Source organism: Microbacterium sp. NPDC058021, assembly GCF_042885955.1.
Lineage (GTDB): Bacteria > Actinomycetota > Actinomycetes > Actinomycetales > Microbacteriaceae > Microbacterium.
This window is the reverse complement of the sequence record NZ_JBHVRF010000002.1, coordinates 290,710-310,178: the sequence shown is the minus strand read 5'-3', so window position 1 is coordinate 310,178 and position 19,469 is coordinate 290,710. Positions and strand designations below refer to the sequence as shown.

Here is a 19,469-nt window from a genome sequence, read left to right as displayed (position 1 = left end):
GATCTCGAGGTAATTCACCATGTCCTCAGACACCGCTCCGGCCGTTCCCCGGCCACCCGCCCGCGCCGCCACGGCGGCGCCCGTCATCACCGGCGCGCAGGCCGTCGTCCGCTCGCTGGAACTGCTCGGCGTCACCGACGTCTTCGGCCTGCCCGGCGGCGCCATCCTGCCCGTCTACGACCCGCTCATGGACACGTCGGAGATCCGGCACATCCTGGTGCGTCACGAGCAGGGCGCCGGCCACGCCGCCGAGGGGTACGCCTCGGCATCCAACAAGATCGGCGTCGCGATCGCCACGAGCGGCCCCGGGGCGACCAACCTGGTCACCGCCATCGCCGACGCCTACATGGACTCGGTGCCGATCGTCTGCATCACCGGGCAGGTGTTCTCGACCCTCATGGGGACCGACGCCTTCCAGGAAGCGGACATCGTCGGCATCACCATGCCGATCACCAAGCACTCGCTGCTGGTCAAGCGCGCCGAGGAGATCCCCGGCGCGATCGCCGCGGCCTTCGAGATCGCCGGCACCGGCCGCCCCGGCCCCGTGCTCGTGGACATCACGAAGGACGCGCAGCAGCAGGAGGCCCCGTTCGTCTGGCCGCCGCGCGTGGACCTGCCCGGCTACCGACCGGTGACCAAGGCCCACGGCAAGCAGATCCAGGCGGCGGCCCAGCTGCTGGCGACCGCGAAGAAGCCGGTGCTGTACGTCGGCGGCGGCGTGATCCGCTCGCAGGCCTCCGCCGAGCTGCTGCGCCTGGCCGAGGCCACCGGGGCACCGGTCGTGACCACCCTCATGGCCCGCGGCGCCTTCCCCGACTCGCACCCGCAGCACCTGGGCATGCCCGGCATGCACGGCACGGTGCCGGCGGTGCTCGCGCTGCAGGAGTCCGACCTCGTGGTCTCGCTCGGCGCGCGCTTCGACGACCGGGTCACCGGCAAGGCATCGCTGTTCGCGCCGAACGCGCAGGTCGTGCACGTCGACATCGACCCGGCGGAGATCTCCAAGATCCGCACGGCCGACGTGCCGATCGTGGGCGACCTGAAGGACGTGCTCGTCGACCTCGACGGCGCGTTCGCGACGGCCACCGCCGCCGGTGCCCCCGAGATCGACGAGTGGTGGTCCTACCTCGACGGCCTGCGGGACGAGTTCCCGCTCGGCTACACCGCGCCCACCGACGGCCACATGTCGCCGCAGTACGTCATCTCGCGCATCGGTGAGCTCACCGGGCCCGAGGGCGTCTACGCGGCGGGCGTCGGCCAGCACCAGATGTGGGCGGCGCAGTTCATCAAGTACGAGCGTCCGAACTCGTGGCTCAACTCCGGCGGCGCCGGCACCATGGGCTACGCGGTGCCTGCCGCCATGGGCGCGAAGGTCGCCGAGCCCGACCGGGCGGTGTGGGCGATCGACGGCGACGGCTGCTTCCAGATGACCAACCAGGAGCTGGCCACCTGCGTCATCAACAACATCCCGATCAAGGTGGCGATCATCAACAACTCGTCGCTGGGCATGGTGCGCCAGTGGCAGACGCTGTTCTACAACGGCCGCTACTCCAACACCGACCTCAACACCGGGCACGACACCGTGCGCATCCCCGACTTCGTGAAGCTGGCCGAGGCCTACGGCTGCCTCGCGCTGCGCGTGGAGAAGGAGGAAGACGTGGATGCCGCCATCAAGACGGCGCTGGAGACCAACGACCGCCCCGTCGTCATCGACTTCGTCGTGAGCGCGGACGCGATGGTGTGGCCCATGGTGCCGCAGGGTGTCAGCAACAGCTACGTCCAGTACGCCCGCGACCACGCTCCCGCGTTCGACCAGGAGGCATGAGCATGAGCAAGCATGTCCTGAGCCTCCTCGTGGAGGACAAGCCGGGTCTGCTGACCCGCGTGGCCGGCCTCTTCGCCCGCCGCGGCTTCAACATCGACTCCCTCGCCGTGGGCGTGACGGAGGTGCCGGGCCTGTCCCGCATCACCGTCGTCGTCGACGTCGAGGAGCTGCCGCTGGAGCAGGTGACCAAGCAGCTGAACAAGCTCGTGAACGTCATCAAGATCGTCGAGCTGGATGCCGCGGCATCCGTGCAGCGCGAGCACATGCTCGTGAAGGTGCGCGCCGACAACCAGACCCGCTCGAACGTCATCGAGGTCGTGAACCTCTTCCGCGCCTCGGTGGTGGACTACGCCACCGACGCCCTCGTGGTCGAAGTCACCGGCGACCGCGGCAAGGTCGACGCCTTCCTGCGCGCGGTCGAGCCGTTCGGCATCAAGGAACTCGCCCAGTCCGGCATGGTCGCGATCGGTCGCGGCGGCAAGAGCATCACCGAGCGCGTCCTGCGCGGCTGAACCCCAGAACCCCCATCCAAGGAGAATCACACAATGGCCGACATCTTCTACGACGCCGACGCCGACCTGTCGCTCATCCAGGGCAAGAAGGTCGCGATCGTCGGGTACGGCTCGCAGGGCCACGCCCACGCGCAGAACCTGCGCGACTCGGGCGTCGAGGTCGTCATCGCCCTCAAGGAGGGCTCGAAGTCCATCGCCAAGGCCGAGGAGGACGGCTTCGAGGTGAAGACCGTCGCCGACGCCGCCGAGTGGGCCGACCTCATCATGATCCTCGCGCCGGACCAGCACCAGCGCTCGATCTACAACGACGAGATCAAGCCGCACCTCACCGCCGGCAAGACCCTCGCCTTCGCGCACGGGTTCAACATCCGCTTCGGCTACATCGAGGCCCCCGAGGGCGTCGACGTCATCCTCGTCGCCCCGAAGGCGCCCGGTCACACGGTGCGTCGCGAGTTCGTCGCCGGCCGCGGCATCCCCGACATCATCGCCGTCGAGAACGACGCGTCGGGCCAGGCCTGGGACGTCGCGCTGTCGTACGCCAAGGCCATCGGCGGCACCCGCGCCGGCGTCATCAAGACAACCTTCACCGAGGAGACCGAGACGGACCTCTTCGGCGAGCAGGCCGTGCTCTGCGGTGGGGTGTCCCAGCTCATCCAGTACGGCTTCGAGACGCTGACCGAGGCCGGCTACCAGCCGCAGATCGCGTACTTCGAGGTGCTGCACGAGCTCAAGCTCATCGTCGACCTCATGTGGGAGGGCGGGATCGCCAAGCAGCGCTGGTCGGTCTCCGACACCGCCGAGTACGGTGACTACGTCTCCGGCCCGCGCGTGATCGACCCCCACGTCAAGGAGAACATGCAGGCCGTTCTCGCAGACATCCGTTCGGGCGCGTTCGCCGAGCGCTTCATCAACGACCAGGATGCCGGAGCTGTCGAGTTCGGCGAGCTGCGCGAGAAGGCTGCCGCACACGCGATCGAGGCGGTCGGCAAGGACCTGCGCGCCCTGTTCTCCTGGAAGCAGACCGACAGCGACTACGTCGAGGGCAGCGCGGCGCGCTGAGTCAGACCGCCGTCCCACCCGGCACGGCTCGAGCCCGGTCGTCACACCCCGAACCAGGGGAGTGGCGGCCGGGTTTCTCGTTGCCCTCTTCCTGTGGTCTGACCACAGGGCTATGCTGGCCACAGAGCAAGGGCGCGGGCAACGCGTCCGTGCCGGGTTGGAGAGAGATGTCCCCCGAAATCGACGCACTGGTGGCCCGGGCGCAACAGGCGCTGACCGCGTATGCGACATTCACGCAGGACCAGATCGACCACATCGTGCGCAAGGCCTCGGTGGCCGCGCTCAGCCACCACGCGGACCTCGCCGTGATGGCTGTCGAAGAGACCGGTCGCGGTCTGTTCGAAGACAAGGCCGTGAAGAACATGTTCGCGTGCGAGCACGTGACCCACTCGATCATCAAGCAGCGCACCGTCGGGGTCATCTCCGTCGATGAGATCACCGGCATCACCGAGATCGCCGAGCCCGTCGGGGTGGTGTGCGGCATCACGCCGGTGACCAACCCCACGTCCACCACGATCTTCAAGTCGCTCATCGCGCTGAAGACCCGCAACCCCATCGTCTTCGCCTTCCACCCGTCGGCGCAGCGCTGCTCGGTGGCCGCCGCCACGATCGTGCGCGACGCGGCGATCGCCGCAGGCGCTCCCGACGACTGGATCCAGTGGATCGCGGAGCCCTCGCTGGCCGCCTCCGGCGAACTGATGAACCACCCCGGCATCGCCCTCATCCTCGCCACCGGCGGAAACGCCATGGTGCGTGCCGCGTACTCCTGCGGCAAGCCCGCGCTCGGCGTCGGCGCGGGCAACGTCCCGGCCTTCATCGAGCGCACCGCGAAGGTGGGGCGCGCGGTCAACGACGTCGTGCTGTCGAAGTCGTTCGACAACGGCATGGTGTGCGCCAGCGAGCAGGCCGTCATCCTCGATGCCCCCATCATCGAGGAGGCGATGGCGGAATTCGCCCGTCTGCACGCCTACCTCGTCAACGCCGACGAGAAGCGGATGCTGGAAGAGCTCATCTTCGGGGTCTCCGCTGCCGACTCCTCGTGCGCCGAGGCGAAACTCAACGCCGCGATCGTCGGTCAGCCGGCCGTGCGCATCGCGCAGATGGCCGGGTTCAGCGTCCCCGAGGACACCTCGGTGCTGCTGGCCGAGGTCACCGGCGTCGGTCCCCACGAGCCGCTCACGCGTGAGAAGCTCGCCCCCGTGCTCGCGGTGCTGCATGCCGCCGACGCGCAGGAGGGCATCGACCTTTCGGAGCAGATGGTGGCCTTCGACGGCCTCGGCCACTCCGGCGCGGTGCACACCAGCGACCCCGCCGTCATCGCCGACTTCGCCGAACGGGTGAAGGCCGTGCGCATCATCGAGAACGCCCCCTCGGCGCTCGGCGGCATCGGCGACATCTACAACGCCTTCATGCCGTCGCTCACCCTCGGCTGCGGCTCGTACGGCCGCAATTCGGTGTCGAACAACGTGTCTGCGGTGAACCTGCTCAACATCAAGCGGGTCGGCCGCCGCAACAACAACCTGCAGTGGTTCAAGGTGCCGGCCAAGACCTACTTCGAGCCCAACGCGCTGCGCTACCTCATCGACATGAAGGGCATCGAGCGCGTCACCGTCGTCACCGACGCCACCATGACCAAGCTCGGATTCGTCGACCGGGTGCTCGACGTGCTGGGCCGGCGCCCCAACCGCGTGCACCTGCAGATCATCGACGAGGTGACCCCGGAGCCCACGGTGGCCAGCGTCCAGCGGGGCGCCGCGCAGATGCGCGACTTCCAGCCCGACACGATCATCGCGCTCGGCGGCGGATCGCCGATGGATGCCGCGAAGGTGATGTGGCTGCTCTACGAGAACCCGGACGTGCACTTCTCCGACATGCGGGAGAAGTTCTTCGACGTGCGCAAGCGCGCCTTCCGGTTCCCGGAGCTGGGGGAGAAGGCGCGGCTCGTCTGCGTGCCGACCACCTCGGGCACCGGCTCCGAGATGACGCCGTTCGCGGTGATCACCGACGACGAGACGGGCATGAAGTACCCGCTCGCGGACTACGCCCTCACGCCGTCGGTCGCGATCGTCGATCCGCTGCTCACGACGGCGCTGCCTGCCTTTCTCGTCGCCGACGCCGGGTTCGACGCGCTGACACACGCCACCGAGGCCTACGTGTCGGTGTACGCGAACGACTTCACCGACGGTCTGGCCCTGCACGCCATCAAGCTGATCTTCGAGAACATCGAACGCAGCGCGAAGGCGGGCCCCGGCAGCAGCGATGCCGCGGACATCCAGGCGCGCGAGAAGATGCACAACGCGGCATCCATCGCCGGCATGGCCTTCGGCAACGCGTTCCTCGGGATCGTCCACGCCATGGCCCACGTCACGGGATCGAAGTTCCATCTCGTGCACGGGCGCACCAACGCCGTGTATCTGCCGCACGTCATCCGCTACAACGGCCAGGTGCCGGCGAAGGTCACCGCGTGGCCCAAGTACGAGCGCTACGTCGCACCGGAGCGCTACCAGCAGATCGCGCGGCACCTCGGCCTCCCGGCGGCGACGCCGGACGAGGGTGTCGAGTCCTACGCCCGCGCGGTGGAGCAGCTCCGCCGTGCCGTCGGCATCGAGGATTCCTTCCAGGCGCAGGGCGTGCCGGAGGAGTCGTTCATCGGCCGGCTCGAGGAACTGGCGATGGCGGCCTACGGCGACCAGTGCGCGCCGGCGAACCCGCGCATGCCGCTGCTGGCCGACATGCGCACCCTCATGGAAGCCGCCTACTACGGCACCTCGTACGACGCGGTGCGGGCCGCCCGCGCGACCGCAGCCGCGGCCGTCGACGCGGCCGAGGCGCCGGTTCCGCCGGCGACGGATGCCGCGCCGGCTGAGCCCGCGCCCGCCCACGGTCGCAAGAAGGCCGCGCGGTAACACCGTCCCACAAACGAGAGCCCGGCCCACACGTGTGGACCGGGCTCTCGTTGTGGGAGGAGACGTAGACATCGGATGTCTGTGCCAAGATGGACGGAAATCGATGAGAGAGGCGACGATGCGACAGCAGTGGTTCGATGAGGCGCGATTCGGCATGTTCGTGCATTTCGGTCTGTACAGCACGGCGGCACGGCACGAGTGGGTGCAGAACTACGAGCGGCTCACCGATGCCGAGTACCGGCAGTACTTCGACCACTTCGATCCGGACCGCTTCGACGCCCGCGCCCTGGCGCGGCAGGCCAAGCGCGCAGGCATGCGCTACGTCGTGCTCACGACCAAGCACCACGAGGGTTTCGCGCTGTGGGACTCCGCGCTCACCGACTTCACCTCGGTCACCGCGTGCGGGCGCGACCTCGTCCGCGAGTACGTCGACGCGCTGCGGGCGGAGGGGCTGCGCGTGGGCTTCTACCATTCGGTCATCGACTGGCATCACCCGGACTTCACGATCGACTGGAATCACCCCCGGCGCGGCGACGACGACATCGCGGCGCAGAACGCCGGACGCGACATGGGGCGCTACCGCGAGTTCCTCCACGGGCAGGTGCGTGAGCTGCTCACCGGGTACGGCGAGATCGACTACCTCTTCTTCGACTTCACCTACCCCGAGCCCCGCGAGGGCCTGGCGGGCAAGGGCCCCGAGGACTGGGCGGCGGCGGAGCTTCTGGCGATGTGCCGCGAGTTGCAGCCGAACATGCTCGTCAACGACCGCCTCGGGATCCCGGCCGATTTCGTGACCCCCGAGCAGTACCAGCCGACGTCGCCCCTGACGCGCGACGGCGAGCCGCTGGTCTGGGAGGCCTGCCAGACGATGAACGGGTCGTGGGGCTACCACCGCGACAACACCGATCAGAAGTCGGTGGATCTGCTCGTGCGGATGCTGGCGGATTCGGTGTCGATGAACGGGAACATGCTGCTGAACATCGGCCCCGACGGCCGCGGCGCGATCGCCCCGCGCGACACCGCGGCACTGGACGAGATCGGGGAGTGGATGGCGCTGCACGAGCGCGCCATCGTCGGCGCCGGACATGCCGATTTCACCCCGCCGCGGGAGGGCGTGTACACGCGCGGGGGTGATCGGCTCTACCTGCACCTGTTCACGTGGCCGCTGGGCTTCGTGCACCTGCCGGGGCTTGCCGGCAAGGTGGGCTATGCGCGTCTGCTCCATGACGGCTCCTGGCTGCGGACCACCGCGGCCGATCCCGCCCAGGTGGCCGACCTCATGACCCCGGAGGGCGAGCCGGAGGGCACGCTCACCGTGCATCTGCCGGTCGCCCGCCCCGATGTCGTGCTGCCCGTGGTCGAGCTCACGCTGATCGACTGAGCGCGGGCGTCACGCGCTCCCGGTGGGCAGCTCCATGTTGTCCAGGGCCCACCGGGCGGCGCCGTGCAGGATCGCGTCGGCGCCGGTGCGTGCCGCCTCGATCCGCAGCCGCTGCGTCGCCAGCGGGTGGCACGCCTCGTACACGCGGCTGCGGACGGCCGCGATGAACGGCTCCGACGCGCTCATGCTGCCGGTGAGGAAGACGGCGTCGGGGTTGAAGAAGTTCACCACGCCCGACAGCGCCTGACCGAGGTGCGTGCCTGCCGTGCGCACGAGCGTGGTGGCCTCGGGCTCGGCATCCTGTGCCAGGGCGAGCACGTCCGCCGTGGTGGTGACGTCGGTCCTGCCCCGCTCCCGCATCTGGCGCACCAGACTCGCGCCGCTGGCGACCGTCTCGAGGCACCCGGTGTTGCCGCACGAGCAGGGGAGGCCGCCGCTGGAGTCGATGCGGGTGTGGGTGATGTCGCCCGCGGCGGATGTCGCCCCCCGATGCACGATGCCGTCGATGATCACGCCGCTGCCGATCGCGGTGCCGGCTTTGACCGTGATGCTGTGCCGCCCGGTGCCGAACTGCACGCGGTGCTCCCCGAGGGCGGCGAGGTTCGCGTCGTTGTCGACGGCGATCGCGATGCCGTAACGCTCGCTGAGGTGCTCCCGTACGGCGAACCCCGGCCATCCGGGCATGCGCGAGGGCTGGTGGACGGTGCCGGTGGCGATGTCGACAGGCCCGGGCAGGCTCACCCCGATCGCGCGCACCGTCGTGTCGCGGGCCAGCGCGTCGAACACGGCGCAGACCGCGTCGAGGGTGGGCACCGGTCCATCCGCCAGGGTGACCGGGATAGTGCGGGTCGTGATCAGCTCGCCGCTCAGGCGATGCAGGCCCATCCGGGCGTGCCCGCCCCCCAGGTCGGCGGTGAGGACCACTCCGGCATCCTCGGGGATGTCCAGCAGCCGGGGTCGCCTGCCGCCGCGCGAGGTGCCTTCGCCGCGCTCACAGATCACCCCGGCATCCAGCAGCGCCTGCACACGCAGCCCGACGGTCGACGGGGCGAGTCCCAGGGTCGTGGCCAGCTCTGAACGCGACCGGCATTCTCGACGCGCGATCAGGTCGAGGATGCGGCGGCTGACGGAGTCGTCGCCGACGGCGATGTCGGAGTGAGGGGTCATGTCCTGCTTTCGCGGCGATGTGTTTCGCGGATGTGACGAAAGATCACCGAACCATAAACATCGGATGTTCGTGTTGCGGCCGGTGGGGAAATCTGAAATGTTGACTTTGAACAGAACAGTACAAGGTTGATTCGAGAAGCGAAACAACGTTGTTCGACACGAATTTGCCAGGAGGCAGGAATGAAGAGAATGCGCGTAGGCGGAGTGGCCGCGGCCACGGGCGTGGCGCTGGTGCTGACGGGATGCGCCGGCGGGGCCGACTCCGCAGGCGGCGACGGGGACAAGCCCACGATCGTCGTGGACATGTGGGCCGGAAGCGAGTCGGACACCGAGGCGCTCGAGGCGCAGGTCGCGATCGCCCAGGAGCAGAACCCCGACGTGACCATCAAGTTGCAGACCGCTCCGTGGGGTGACTTCTTCACCAAGCTGACGACCAACATGGCCAGCGGCAACATGGCCTGCATCACGGGCATGAGCGGCGCGCAGCTCGGCGGGTACACCGCGGGCTTCCGCGCCCTCTCCGACGAGGACCTCGCCACCGCGGGTCTCGACCTCGCGGAGTTCAACCCCGGTGCCGACGGCATCATGAGCTTCGAGGGCGAGCTGTACGGCATGCCGTTCGACGTCGCGACGATGCTGGTCTACTACAACCAGGACCTGCTGTCGGCCGCCGGTGCCGCCACGCCCGAGATCGGCTGGACGTTCGACGACTTCGAGCAGATCGCCACGGACGCCACCGCCGACGGCAAGCACGGCTTCGGCATGGGCATGGGCGCCTACCAGTGGATGTCCCTGCCGATCGCCCTGTCCGGCACGCAGCCGGCGGCGGAAGACGGCTCGCTGAACATCGACTCCCCGGAGTTCGTCGAGGCCGCATCGTGGTTCGCGGGCCTCGTGACGGATCTCGGCGTCGCCGCCCCCGTCGCCTCGGCGTCCGACACGGGCTGGGGTGAGACGCAGTACACCGGTGGCAACGCCGCCATGGCCGTGGACGGCACGTGGAACGCGACGGGCTACCTCGACAACGAGTCCGGCTTCGCCGCCGGCATGGCACCGCTGCCGGCGGGTCCCAGCGGCAACGCCGGACCGATCCTCGGCTCGGGCTACGGCGTGTCCGCGACCTGCGAGCACCCGGAGGAGGCCCTCAAGGTGCTCGGTTCGCTGCTGAGCAAGGACGCGCAGGACTACATCGCCGAGTCCGGCCGCTCGTACCCGGCGCGCACCGAGTCGCAGCCGCTGTACTTCGAGTCGATCGACGAGAAGCACCGCGATCACGTCAAGAGCGTCTTCGAGTCGGCGTTCGCCTCGACCGTGCCGCTGTACATGACCCAGAACTGGGCGAAGCTCGAGAGCTACATCCAGCCCAACCTCGTCAGCGTCTACAACGGCCAGACGACGATGGCCGACATGCTCGAGAGCGCTCAGGCGCAGTTCGGCAACTGAACGGGTCCCCCCACCCGTTCCTGAGCAGGAGAGCAGTGCAATGACGACCACGACGAAACGTCGGGGGTCGCTCGCCAGGGCCGAGACCCGCCAGGCGCTGGGCTTTGCAAGCCCAGCCCTGGTGGGGCTCGCCCTGTTCACGATCGTGCCCGTGGGGCTGTCGATCGTCATGAGCGTCTTCGACTGGCCGACCTTCGGCGAGCGCACCTTCACGGGCGCCGACAACTACACCCAGCTGTTCACCTCCAGCCCGGACTTCTGGCCCGCACTGCGCAACTCCGCCGTGTACACGCTGCTGTACGTGCCGCTGAGCGTGGGGCTGTCGCTGCTGCTGGCCATCGGCCTCGGCCCCCGCATCCGCGGCCGCGGCGCGCTGCGCGTGCTCTTCTTCATTCCCGTCGTGGTGCCGATGGTCGCCAACGTGCTGGTGTGGAAGATGATGCTGCAGCCGCAGGGTCTGTTCAACGGCATCGCGCAGGGCTGGTTCGGCGTGAGTCTGCCCAACTTCCTCGCCGATCCGTTCTGGGCCATGGCCATGGTCGTCGCCATGAGCGTCTGGCAGGGTCTCGGCTACAACATGCTGATCTTCTCCGCCGCTCTGGAGCAGCTGCCCGACAGCGTGCTCGAAGCGGCGAGCATCGACGGCGCCCGTGGGCTGCGGCTTGTGTGGAGCGTCATGATCCCGATGATCTCGCCGGCGATCTTCTTCGCCACGATCATGACGATGATCACCGCGCTGCAGGTCTTCGCCCAGCCGCAGCTGCTCACCGGCGGCGGCCCCGGCAACGCCACCAAGCCACTCGTCATGTTCATCTGGGAGCAGGGCTTCACCTTCGGCGACCTCGGCCTCGCCGCTGCCGCCGCGTGGATCCTGTTCGCCATCATCATCCTGATCACCGGCATGCAGTTCGCCGCGCAGCGGAAGTGGGTGCACTATGAGCACTGAGACAGAGACCCGCACCCTGCTCGTCCAGGCGGACGACGACGTCGTGCAGGCGGAGCTCGGTCGCCGGCGTCCCGTGGCCCGCACCCGCGGCGAGCGCGCCCGCCTCGTGGTGGCGCACGTCTTCGTCTACCTCGCCGCGGCCGTCTTCGTGTCGCCGCTGGTGTACGCGTTCTTCTCGGCGCTCAAGCCCAACATCGAGATCTTCTCGATGCCGCCCACGCTCATCGGCTCGCAGATCAAGTGGGGCAACTTCGCCGAAGTCTTCGCCTACGGCCCGTTCTGGACCTACATCGGCAACTCGCTGTTCGTCGGCGTCGCCGGCACGCTCGTCGTGCTCATCGTGTCGACGACGGCCGGATACGCCTTCGGGCGCCTCCGGTGGAAGGGCCGGGATGCCGTCTTCCTGCTGTTCCTGGCCACCCTCATGGTGCCCGCCGAGGTGCTGGTGATCCCCATGTTCCAGGTGATGCAGTGGTTCGGGTGGGTCAACACCTACCAGGCGCTCATCCTCCCGTTCGCCTTCACCGCGTTCGGGACGTTCCTCATGCGCCAGTTCTTCCGCGGCATCCCGTTCGAACTCGAAGAGGCAGCCCGTGTGGACGGTGCGGGACCGGTGCGCACCTTCCTGCAGATCATCCTGCCGCTGTCGAAATCCGCCGTCGCCGTGCTGTCGGTGTTCACCTTCCTGTCGTTCTGGAACAGCTACCTGTGGCCGCTCATCGTGACGGTGGACTACGCGACCCTCGGCACGCTCCCCGTCGGCCTGGCGAGCTTCTCGGGGCTCACCGGCACCAGGTGGGACCTGCAGATGGCCGCGGCGATCATCTCCATGATCCCGACGACGCTGCTCGTCGTGGTCCTCCAGAAGCACCTCGTCAAGGGCATCGCGATGGCCGGGCTGGGCGGGCGATGAGCGCGGACAACGCGCGCGTCGTCGCCGGCATCGACATCGGGGGCACCAAGACCTCGGGTGCGCTGGTGGCCGCGGACGGAACCGTGCTGGCACGGGCGACCCGCCAGAGCCCCGTCCGCAGCGGCGGCGAGGCGATGGCCGAGACCGCGGCGCTCATCGTCGAGGAGATGTCCCTCGCCTCCGGCGTGCGACCGGCCGCCGTCGGCGTCGGCGCCGCCGGGGTCGTCGACCCGGCGGACGGGGCGATCCGTGCGGCGTCGGACACGTTCGTGGGGTGGGCGGGCTTTCCGCTCGGCGATCGGCTGCGCTCCCGTCTGTCCCTCCCGGTGCACGTGGAGAACGACGTCAACGCCTTCCTCCTCGGAGAGAACGCGTGGGGCGCCGGCCGCGGCGGGGACGTGCTGGGCGTCATGCTCGGCACCGGTGTCGGCGGCGCGCTCGTCCTCGACGGCCGACTGCGCCATGGCCCCCAGGGTGCGGCCGGCGAGATCGGCCACACCCCGGGGTACAGCGATCTGGTGTGCACGTGCGGCCAGGTCGGTCACCTCGAGACGTTGGCGTCGGGCACCTCCATCGCCCGCCGTTACGCTGCCGCGACCGCAGCGAGTGCGGTGTCGGCGCGCGCCGTGGCCGACCGTGCCCGCGCGGGCGACACCGTCGCGCTGACCGTGTTCGCCGAGGCCGGGCGCGCCGTCGCCCTCGCGTGCGTGTCGGCCGCGACGCTCGTCGACGTGCCCCTCGCCGTCGTCGGCGGGGGAGTGGCCACGGCGTGGGACCTGCTGGAACCCGCCGTCGAGGCCACCCTCGCCTCGGATCCGCCGGTCTCGGGGATGCCGCTGCGCATCGTTCCCGGCGCGCTGCGCGCCGACGCCGTCGTGCTCGGCGCTGCCGCGCTGGTCGCCGGCGACGCACACCCTTCACCCCCCTCCCAGAAAGAGAGCAACAGCGATGTCGCGTCCCGACCCTGACCGCATCTGGAAGGGACCGCTGCCGGCGGTCCACCCCGATGGTCTCGCCCGTCCCCGGGTCGGCATCGGCGGCATCTCGATCGAGTCCAGCACCTTCTCCCCGCACATCTCCGGCGACGAGGCCTTCACGGTCCGCACCGGCGAGGACCTGCTGGGCTACTACCCCTTCCTCGCGCCCGGCGAGCCGCTGCGCGATGCGGCCGAGTGGGTGCCGCTGAGCCACGGCCGCTCCCTGCCCGGCGGCGCCGTGGCGCCGGCGACCTATCTGCGCATGAAGCAGGCGATCATCGACGGCATCCGTGAGAGCGGCCCCTTCGACGCGTTCTTCTTCGACATCCACGGTGCGATGAGCGTCGTGGGCATGACCGATGCCGAGGGCGACCTCGCCGCCGCCGTGCGGGAGGCGCTCGGTCCTGACACGCTGGTGTCGGCATCCATGGACCTGCACGGCAACGTGTCGGATGCGCTGTTCGACGCCGTCGACCTCATCACCTGCTATCGCATGGCGCCGCACGAGGACTGGCTCAACACCAAGCAGCGTGCCGTGCACAATCTGCTGGAGCGACTGCGCGGCGCGCACGGTGCCGACCCGCTCGCGCGACGGCCGCTCAAGGCCTGGGTGCGGGTTCCGGTGCTGCTGCCGGGCGAGAAGACCAGCACGCGCATCGAACCCGCGCGGAGCCTGTACGGGATGATCCCCGACGTCGAAGAGCTCGACGGCGTGGTCGACGCCGCCATCTGGGTCGGGTACGCCTGGGCCGACGAACCCCGCTGCCACGCGACCGTGATCGTGACCGGCGACGACGGCGCGGTCATCGCCCGCGAAGCCGAGCGGCTGGGGCGTCGCTACTGGGAGGCGCGCGCGGAGTTCGCGTTCGTCGGTCCCGTCGCGAGCCTCGACGACGCGCTCGACGAGGCGATGGCCGAGGGTGCGCCGCGGCCCTACGTCATCTCCGACTCCGGCGACAACCCCACCGCCGGTGGCGCCGGCGACGTCTCGTGGACCCTCGGCCGACTGCTCGAGCGCGCCGACCTCGCCGATCCCGCGCGCACCGTGCTCGTGGCATCGGTGTTCGATCCCGCGGCGGTGCGCGCGGCGGAGGCCGCCGGCGTCGGCGGCACCGTCTCGGTGGCCGTCGGCGGTCGAGTGGATGCCGGTCCTCGCGGCCCGGTCGAGCTGACCGGCGAGGTGTTCTCCGTCACCGCGGGCGATCCCGTCGCCGGCACCCAGGTCGTCGTGCGCGCCGGCGCGGTGCACGCGATCGTGACCGAGCGGCGCAAGCCCTTCCACCACCTCGACGACTTCCGCATGCTGGGGCTCGATCCCGAGACCGCCGACATCGTGATCGTGAAGATCGGCTATCTCGAACCGGAGTTGTACGACCTGGCAGCGGGCTGGACGATCGCCCTCACTCCGGGTGGGGTCGATCAGGACCTGCTGCGGCTCGGCCACTCCCACCTGCGAGACGGCGTCTACCCTTTCGATGCCGGGCAGTCCGACCCCGATCTGTCCGCGATCGTCGCCCGGCGCGGCGCACAGGAGGCACGAGCATGAACTTCGAGACGCGCACCGGACCCGACTTCGGTGACGCCGCACCGGTGTACCCGGACGCCGAGACCCCCGAGTGGTACCGCGACGCCAAGCTGGGGTTCTTCGTGCACTGGGGCCTGTACTCCCTGCCCGCGTGGGCCCCTGCCCACCCGCCGGGGGGCGTGCCCGTCGAGGATGCCTACGCGCACCATCAATACGCCGAGTGGTATGCCAACACCGTGCGCATCGCGGGCAGCCCGACGTGGGAGCGTCACCAGGAGCTCTACGGCACGGGGACGAGCTACGAGGACCTCGCCGATCAGTGGGATGCCGGTGGCTTCGACGCCGACGCCTTCGTCGCCGGATTGGTCGACGCGGGGGCGCGCTATGTGATCCCCACCACGAAGCACCACGACGGCTTCTGCCTGTGGGGGACCGGCACGACCTCGTTCAACGCGGTCGACCGAGGCCCCCGCCGCGACCTCATCGCCGAGCTGCACGACGCCACCCGCCGCACCGGCACGCGCTTCGGCGTGTACTTCTCCGGCGCGCTGGACTGGCACGTGAGCGACTTCCCGCCGATCGAGTCCGACACCGATCTGTTCCGGTTCCGCCGGGCCGACGAGCGCTTCTCGCGCTACGCGGCCTCGCAGCTGGACGAACTGGTGGAGCGGTTCCGCCCGGATGTGCTGTGGAACGACATCGATTGGCCCGACGGCGGGAAGGGCACCGAGTCCTACGCCGTGGCGGCGCTGCTGCGCCGGTACTTCGCCGCCGTTCCCGACGGCGCGGTGAACGACCGTTGGGGAGTGCCGCGCCACGGCTTCCTCACCCGGGAGTACACCCACGTCGCCGACATCCTGCCGCAGCCCTGGGAATCGACCCGCGGACTGGGGTACTCGTTCGGCTACAACCAGGCCGAGGACGCCCGCCACTCGCTGTCGGGAGCCGAGCTCATCCGCCTGCTCGCCGACGTCGTCAGCAAGAACGGCAACCTGCTCATCAACGTCGGCCCGCGCGCCGACGGCTCGGTGCCGGAGCTGCAGGCGCAGGCGATGCGTCAGCTGGGCGAGTGGCTCCGCCGCGACGGCAGTGCCATCTACGGCACGCGCCCCTGGGTGCGCGCGGGTGAGGAGACGGGCGCGCCGCGGGCGTACACGGCCGCGGGTGAGGTCGTCAACGTCATCGCGCTCGACCCGGCATCCGGCACGCTCGACCTGCCCGACGAGCTCGCCGCGCGACCCGCGTGGTGGCCGGGGGGAGGCTCTGCGGAGCACGAGCGACGTCCCGACGGCACCGCGGTCGCGGTGATCCCCGACGCTCTGCGCGGCGACGCCGCCGTCGCTCTCACGGTGGGCGCATGAGCCGCGTCATCGTGGAGATCGCGGTTCAGGATGCCGCGGGCGCCCGGACGGCGCTCACGGCGGGAGCCGACCGCGTGGAATTGTGTCAGGCGCTCGAGACGGGCGGCGTGACGCCGTCGATCGGCCTGATCGAGGCGGTCTGCGCCGCGATCGGACCGGACCGCGTGAACGTGCTGGTGCGGCCGCGCGGTGGGGGTTTCGTCTACGACCGCGAAGAGACCGAGCTCGTCGCCGCCGACGTGCGGGCGGCCGTGGCCCGCGGCGTCGGGGGAGTGGTGGTCGGCGCGCTCGACACCGGTGGGCTCCTCGACAGGGACGCCGTGCGTCGGTGGCGCGACGCCGCCGGAACCGCGGCGCTCGTCTTCCACCGTGCGATCGACGCCACACCGTTCCCCGAAGAGGTGCTCGAGGCGCTCCGCGAGGAGAACGTCGACCGCGTGCTCACCTCGGGCGGTGCGGCGCGCAGCATCGACGGCGTCGCGCGGCTGGCGGCGTTCGTCGCCCGCGCCGACGGCGCACTGGAGATCGTCGCCGGCGGCGGCGTCGCGCCGCAGGACATCCCCGCGCTCGCGCGGGCGGGCGTCGGCGCTGTGCACCTGTCGGCGCGGCGCCGCGGCGGGCTGTCGGCGCCCTCGGGCCCGGGTGGCGGTGTCGAAGGACACGACGTCACCGATTCCGCCCTCGTCGTCGCCGCGGTGGCCGCGGCGCAGAGCGTCTCCTAACCGGTCGCCGGCCTCACGCCGACGGGTGCCCCACGACGCCCTTGCGCAGCAGTGCGTTGCCGTACTTGCGCGTCTCGCCCGTGCGCACGACGAGAAACGCGGACCGTGCCAGCTCGTAGTAGGCGAAACGGTCGACGAAGCCGGTGGTTGCGAGGTCCGTCCCCGCGGCGGCCATGAGTTCGGACTGCACCGGCAGCACCTCGCCGTCGGCTGAGGTCATGAGGTCCAGACCGGGCGCGTCGTCGAGGGGGACGACGGTGCGGATGGCAGCGAGGACGTCGGGCGTGGTCGTTCCGGGGAGGGTGACGAGGCGATCGGCCAGCGCCGCCGCCGGGAAGTGCGCATCGGCGATGACCACCGCGTCGGAGTGGCCCATGGCATCGAGATGCCACAGCAGCTCACCGGTGAGGAGCGGGTTGATTCCTGTGAGCATGTGACACCTCTCGGTTCAGCGTGTGATGAGTGCGCGGTCGGCCAGATCGTCCCAGAACGCTGCGGGAATGCGCAGCGACATCCACTCCGCATTCTGGCGCAGCTGCGCCGGCCGGCTGCCGCCCACGACGACCGAGCGCACAGCAGGGTCGTGGAGGGCGAACTGCACGGCGGCCGCGGGGAGCGGCACGTCGTGTGCGTCGCAGACGGCGACGATGTCCGACAGCCGGTCCCACAGCGCGTCGGGCAGGCGACCGTACTCGTAGCGGCCCTCACGCCGGGGCGCGGGGCTGGCGAGCAGCCCGGAGTTGAACACGGACGCCGCGACCGCCTGAGTGCCGGTGGCGTGGCACGCCGGCAGCGCGTCGTCGGCTGCCGGCTGCTCCAGAAGCGTGTAGCGGCCGGCGATCATCACGATGTCGAGGTCTGCGGATTGCACCGCCGCGGCGATGGTCGAACTCACCATCGATCCGACGCCCACGGCAGAGACGAGCCCCGCTTCGCGGACGGCGACGAGGGCGGGCAGCGCCTCGGCGAGCGCGAGGTCCAGGTCGTGGCGCTCGGGATCGTGCAGGAAGACGACGTCCACCCGGTCCAATCCCATCCGGTGAAGCGATTCGGCGATGCTCGCGCGGATGCCGGCCTCGGTGAAGTCCCACTCCCGGCGCAGATCGGCGCGCACGTGGAAGTCGTTGTCGAGGTCCAGGCCCCCGTCGTCGTCCGGGTTCGGACGCAGCAGCCGTCCCACCTTCGTGGAGACCGTGAACTCGTCACGCGGCTTCGTGCGCAGGAACGCGCCCACTCGTCGCTCGGACAGACCCAGCCCGTAGTGCGGCGCGGTGTCGAAGTAGCGGATGCCGGCATCCCATGCCGTCTCGAGGATGTCCCACGCCTCGTCGTCCGTCATCGGCCGGAACAGGTTGCCGACGTTCGCCGCACCGTAGCCGAGCCGCGTCATCGTGCGCGTCGCATCGTTGCGCGACTCAGGCATCGACGGCCTCCGGCTTCCAGGTGTGGCGCCCACGGCTCTCGCTGCGCATCTCCATGCCGGCGCCGGGGGCGAGGGGCGCGCGATAGACGCCGCCGCGCACATCGGTGGGCACGACGAAATGCTCGTGCAGGTGGTCGACGTACTCGATCATGCGGCCCTCGCGGGTGCCGCAGACCGCGACGAAGTCGAACATCGCCAGGTGCTGCACCGCTTCGCACAGGCCCACGCCGCCCGCATGCGGGCACACGGGCACCCCGAACTTCGCGGCGAGCAGCAGGTTGGCGATGTTCTCATTGACGCCGGCCACGCGCACGGCGTCGATCTGCATGACGGCGATCGCGTCCGCCTGCAGCAGCTGCTTGAACATCACCCGGTTGTGGGCGTGCTCGCCGGTGGCGACCCGCACGGGCGCCACGGCGCGCGCGATCTCGGCATGGCCCAGCACATCGTCGGGGCTCGTGGGCTCTTCGATCCAGGCGGGGTCGAAGGGCGCGAGGGCCCGCACCCACGCGATGGCCTCGTCGACCTCCCAGCGCTGGTTGGCGTCCGCCGCGATGGGGAACCCGTCGCCGCACACCTCCCGGGCGATGCGGAACCGGCGGATGTCGTCGTCGAGGTCGGCACCGACCTTGAGCTTGATCTGTCCGAACCCGTCGGCGATGGCCTCGCGGCACAGGCGCGCGAGCTTCTCGTCGGAGTAGCCGAGCCAGCCGGGAGTGGTCGTGTAGGCGGGGAAACCGCCCTCCAGCAGCAGGCGCTCACGCTCGGCGCGTCCCGGCTCCGCCGCGCGGAGGATGTCCAGCGCCTCGCCGGGGGTGAGCGCGTTGGTGAGATAGCGGAAGTCCACGAGGCCGACGAGCTCTTCGGGCGTCATCCGCGCCAGCAGTCGCCACAGCGGCTCGCCGGCACGCTTGCACTTGATGTCCCACAGCGCGTTGATCACGGCGCCGATGGCCATGTGCATCACGCCCTTCTCCGGCCCCAGCCAGCGCAGCTGCGAGTCGTCCATCAACGCGCGGTTCGTCGCGCCCATGTCGGCGAGCAGCGGTTCGAGCTCGCGCCCGGTCAGGTGCCCGGCGAGCGCGTCGATCGCCGCGACCTGCACGTCGTTGCCGCGCCCGATCGTGAAGACGAAGGCGTGGCCTTCGATCCCGTCGCCGGCATCGGTGGTGATGCGCAGATAGGCGGCGGAATAGTCCGGGTCGGGATTCATGGCATCCGAGCCATCGAGGCTCTGGGAGGTGGGGAATCTGATGTCGGCGGTCTCGAGCGCGACGATGCGGGTCACGTGTCACTCCTGGTTCACGCC

The 19,469-nt window shown here is 70.0% G+C and carries 16 protein-coding genes; 12 read left to right on the top strand and 4 right to left on the bottom strand.

The window, feature by feature from the left end; translation table 11 throughout:
* The first annotated feature begins 19 nt into the window (after nucleotides 1-19).
* The 5 genes from ACFVR6_RS04975 (at nucleotide 20) to ACFVR6_RS04955 (ending at nucleotide 7,683) form a co-directional block, all read left to right on the top strand.
* Complete coding sequence (locus ACFVR6_RS04975; RefSeq protein WP_386959403.1) at nucleotides 20-1,825, top strand: acetolactate synthase large subunit; 1,806 nt, start codon at nucleotides 20-22, stop codon at nucleotides 1,823-1,825.
* A 2-nt stretch (nucleotides 1,826-1,827) separates the two neighbouring features.
* A complete protein-coding gene (gene ilvN, locus ACFVR6_RS04970) occupies nucleotides 1,828-2,337 on the top strand; it encodes an acetolactate synthase small subunit (RefSeq protein ID WP_386959402.1) in 510 nt (169 codons plus the stop codon).
* 33 nt (nucleotides 2,338-2,370) lie between these two features.
* The gene (gene ilvC, locus ACFVR6_RS04965; RefSeq protein ID WP_386959400.1) at nucleotides 2,371-3,396 is read left to right on the top strand and encodes a ketol-acid reductoisomerase; all 1,026 of its coding nucleotides are present in this window, start codon (nucleotides 2,371-2,373) and stop codon (nucleotides 3,394-3,396) included.
* Between the two features lie 167 nt (nucleotides 3,397-3,563).
* Nucleotides 3,564-6,302 (top strand): bifunctional acetaldehyde-CoA/alcohol dehydrogenase, encoded by a 2,739-nt coding sequence (adhE, locus tag ACFVR6_RS04960; protein WP_386959398.1) that lies wholly within the window; start codon nucleotides 3,564-3,566, stop codon nucleotides 6,300-6,302.
* 118 nt (nucleotides 6,303-6,420) lie between these two features.
* Nucleotides 6,421-7,683, top strand: a complete 1,263-nt coding sequence (locus ACFVR6_RS04955; protein ID WP_386959396.1) for an alpha-L-fucosidase — start codon at nucleotides 6,421-6,423, stop codon at nucleotides 7,681-7,683.
* Nucleotides 7,684-7,692: 9 nt separating this feature from the next.
* Here the strand turns inward: ACFVR6_RS04955 and ACFVR6_RS04950 are convergent, their stop codons facing one another.
* Entirely contained in the window at nucleotides 7,693-8,850 is a 1,158-nt protein-coding gene (locus ACFVR6_RS04950; RefSeq protein ID WP_386959394.1) for an ROK family transcriptional regulator, read from the bottom strand.
* 180 nt (nucleotides 8,851-9,030) lie between these two features.
* Here ACFVR6_RS04950 and ACFVR6_RS04945 point away from each other — a divergent pair, with 180 nt between their 5' ends.
* Genes ACFVR6_RS04945 through ACFVR6_RS04915 form a run of 7 tightly spaced genes read left to right on the top strand, consistent with a single transcriptional unit; the run spans nucleotide 9,031 to nucleotide 16,737 of the window.
* Nucleotides 9,031-10,293, top strand: a complete 1,263-nt coding sequence (locus tag ACFVR6_RS04945; protein WP_386959392.1) for an ABC transporter substrate-binding protein — start codon at nucleotides 9,031-9,033, stop codon at nucleotides 10,291-10,293.
* A 40-nt stretch (nucleotides 10,294-10,333) separates the two neighbouring features.
* Entirely contained in the window at nucleotides 10,334-11,239 is a 906-nt protein-coding gene (locus tag ACFVR6_RS04940; protein WP_386959390.1) for a carbohydrate ABC transporter permease, read from the top strand.
* On the top strand, nucleotides 11,229-12,152 hold the full coding sequence (locus ACFVR6_RS04935; protein ID WP_386959388.1) for a carbohydrate ABC transporter permease: 924 nt from the start codon (nucleotides 11,229-11,231) through the stop codon (nucleotides 12,150-12,152). Before ACFVR6_RS04940 ends, ACFVR6_RS04935 begins: the two co-directional genes overlap by 11 nt.
* On the top strand, nucleotides 12,149-13,120 hold the full coding sequence (locus ACFVR6_RS04930; protein ID WP_386959386.1) for an ROK family protein: 972 nt from the start codon (nucleotides 12,149-12,151) through the stop codon (nucleotides 13,118-13,120). Before ACFVR6_RS04935 ends, ACFVR6_RS04930 begins: the two co-directional genes overlap by 4 nt.
* On the top strand, nucleotides 13,101-14,675 hold the full coding sequence (locus ACFVR6_RS04925; RefSeq protein ID WP_386959384.1) for a M81 family metallopeptidase: 1,575 nt from the start codon (nucleotides 13,101-13,103) through the stop codon (nucleotides 14,673-14,675). Before ACFVR6_RS04930 ends, ACFVR6_RS04925 begins: the two co-directional genes overlap by 20 nt.
* Entirely contained in the window at nucleotides 14,672-16,015 is a 1,344-nt protein-coding gene (locus ACFVR6_RS04920; protein ID WP_386959382.1) for an alpha-L-fucosidase, read from the top strand. Before ACFVR6_RS04925 ends, ACFVR6_RS04920 begins: the two co-directional genes overlap by 4 nt.
* The gene (locus ACFVR6_RS04915) at nucleotides 16,012-16,737 is read left to right on the top strand and encodes a copper homeostasis protein CutC (protein ID WP_386959380.1); all 726 of its coding nucleotides are present in this window, start codon (nucleotides 16,012-16,014) and stop codon (nucleotides 16,735-16,737) included. The genes ACFVR6_RS04920 and ACFVR6_RS04915 overlap by 4 nt, the downstream gene beginning before the upstream one ends.
* Nucleotides 16,738-16,750: 13 nt before the next feature.
* Here ACFVR6_RS04915 and ACFVR6_RS04910 read toward each other — a convergent pair whose 3' ends face one another.
* The 3 genes from ACFVR6_RS04910 to ACFVR6_RS04900 are packed head-to-tail and all read right to left on the bottom strand — an operon-like array spanning nucleotide 16,751 to nucleotide 19,448.
* Nucleotides 16,751-17,170 (bottom strand): RbsD/FucU family protein, encoded by a 420-nt coding sequence (locus ACFVR6_RS04910; protein WP_386959378.1) that lies wholly within the window; start codon nucleotides 17,168-17,170, stop codon nucleotides 16,751-16,753.
* A gap of 15 nt (nucleotides 17,171-17,185) precedes the next feature.
* A complete protein-coding gene (locus ACFVR6_RS04905; protein ID WP_386959377.1) occupies nucleotides 17,186-18,160 on the bottom strand; it encodes an aldo/keto reductase in 975 nt (324 codons plus the stop codon).
* Nucleotides 18,153-19,448, bottom strand: coding sequence for an enolase C-terminal domain-like protein (locus ACFVR6_RS04900; RefSeq protein WP_386959375.1), 1,296 nt, complete (start codon nucleotides 19,446-19,448; stop codon nucleotides 18,153-18,155). Before ACFVR6_RS04900 ends, ACFVR6_RS04905 begins: the two co-directional genes overlap by 8 nt.
* Nucleotides 19,449-19,469 lie beyond the last annotated feature (21 nt).

Excerpts from the sequence above, each read along its gene's own strand:
- ACFVR6_RS04945 (WP_386959392.1), top strand. The coding sequence starts at position 9,031 with ATGAAGAGAATGCGCGTAGGCGGAGTGGCCGCGGCCACGGGCGTGGCG.
- ACFVR6_RS04930 (WP_386959386.1), top strand. The coding sequence starts at position 12,149 with ATGAGCGCGGACAACGCGCGCGTCGTCGCCGGCATCGACATCGGGGGC.
- ACFVR6_RS04905 (WP_386959377.1), bottom strand. The coding sequence starts at position 18,160 with ATGCCTGAGTCGCGCAACGATGCGACGCGCACGATGACGCGGCTCGGC.
- ilvC (WP_386959400.1), top strand. The coding sequence starts at position 2,371 with ATGGCCGACATCTTCTACGACGCCGACGCCGACCTGTCGCTCATCCAG.
- ACFVR6_RS04910 (WP_386959378.1), bottom strand. The coding sequence starts at position 17,170 with ATGCTCACAGGAATCAACCCGCTCCTCACCGGTGAGCTGCTGTGGCAT.
- ilvN (WP_386959402.1), top strand. The coding sequence starts at position 1,828 with ATGAGCAAGCATGTCCTGAGCCTCCTCGTGGAGGACAAGCCGGGTCTG.
- ACFVR6_RS04915 (WP_386959380.1), top strand. The coding sequence starts at position 16,012 with ATGAGCCGCGTCATCGTGGAGATCGCGGTTCAGGATGCCGCGGGCGCC.
- ACFVR6_RS04955 (WP_386959396.1), top strand. The coding sequence starts at position 6,421 with ATGCGACAGCAGTGGTTCGATGAGGCGCGATTCGGCATGTTCGTGCAT.
- ACFVR6_RS04920 (WP_386959382.1), top strand. The coding sequence starts at position 14,672 with ATGAACTTCGAGACGCGCACCGGACCCGACTTCGGTGACGCCGCACCG.
- ACFVR6_RS04935 (WP_386959388.1), top strand. The coding sequence starts at position 11,229 with ATGAGCACTGAGACAGAGACCCGCACCCTGCTCGTCCAGGCGGACGAC.
- ACFVR6_RS04975 (WP_386959403.1), top strand. The coding sequence starts at position 20 with ATGTCCTCAGACACCGCTCCGGCCGTTCCCCGGCCACCCGCCCGCGCC.
- ACFVR6_RS04950 (WP_386959394.1), bottom strand. The coding sequence starts at position 8,850 with ATGACCCCTCACTCCGACATCGCCGTCGGCGACGACTCCGTCAGCCGC.
- adhE (WP_386959398.1), top strand. The coding sequence starts at position 3,564 with ATGTCCCCCGAAATCGACGCACTGGTGGCCCGGGCGCAACAGGCGCTG.
- ACFVR6_RS04940 (WP_386959390.1), top strand. The coding sequence starts at position 10,334 with ATGACGACCACGACGAAACGTCGGGGGTCGCTCGCCAGGGCCGAGACC.
- ACFVR6_RS04925 (WP_386959384.1), top strand. The coding sequence starts at position 13,101 with ATGTCGCGTCCCGACCCTGACCGCATCTGGAAGGGACCGCTGCCGGCG.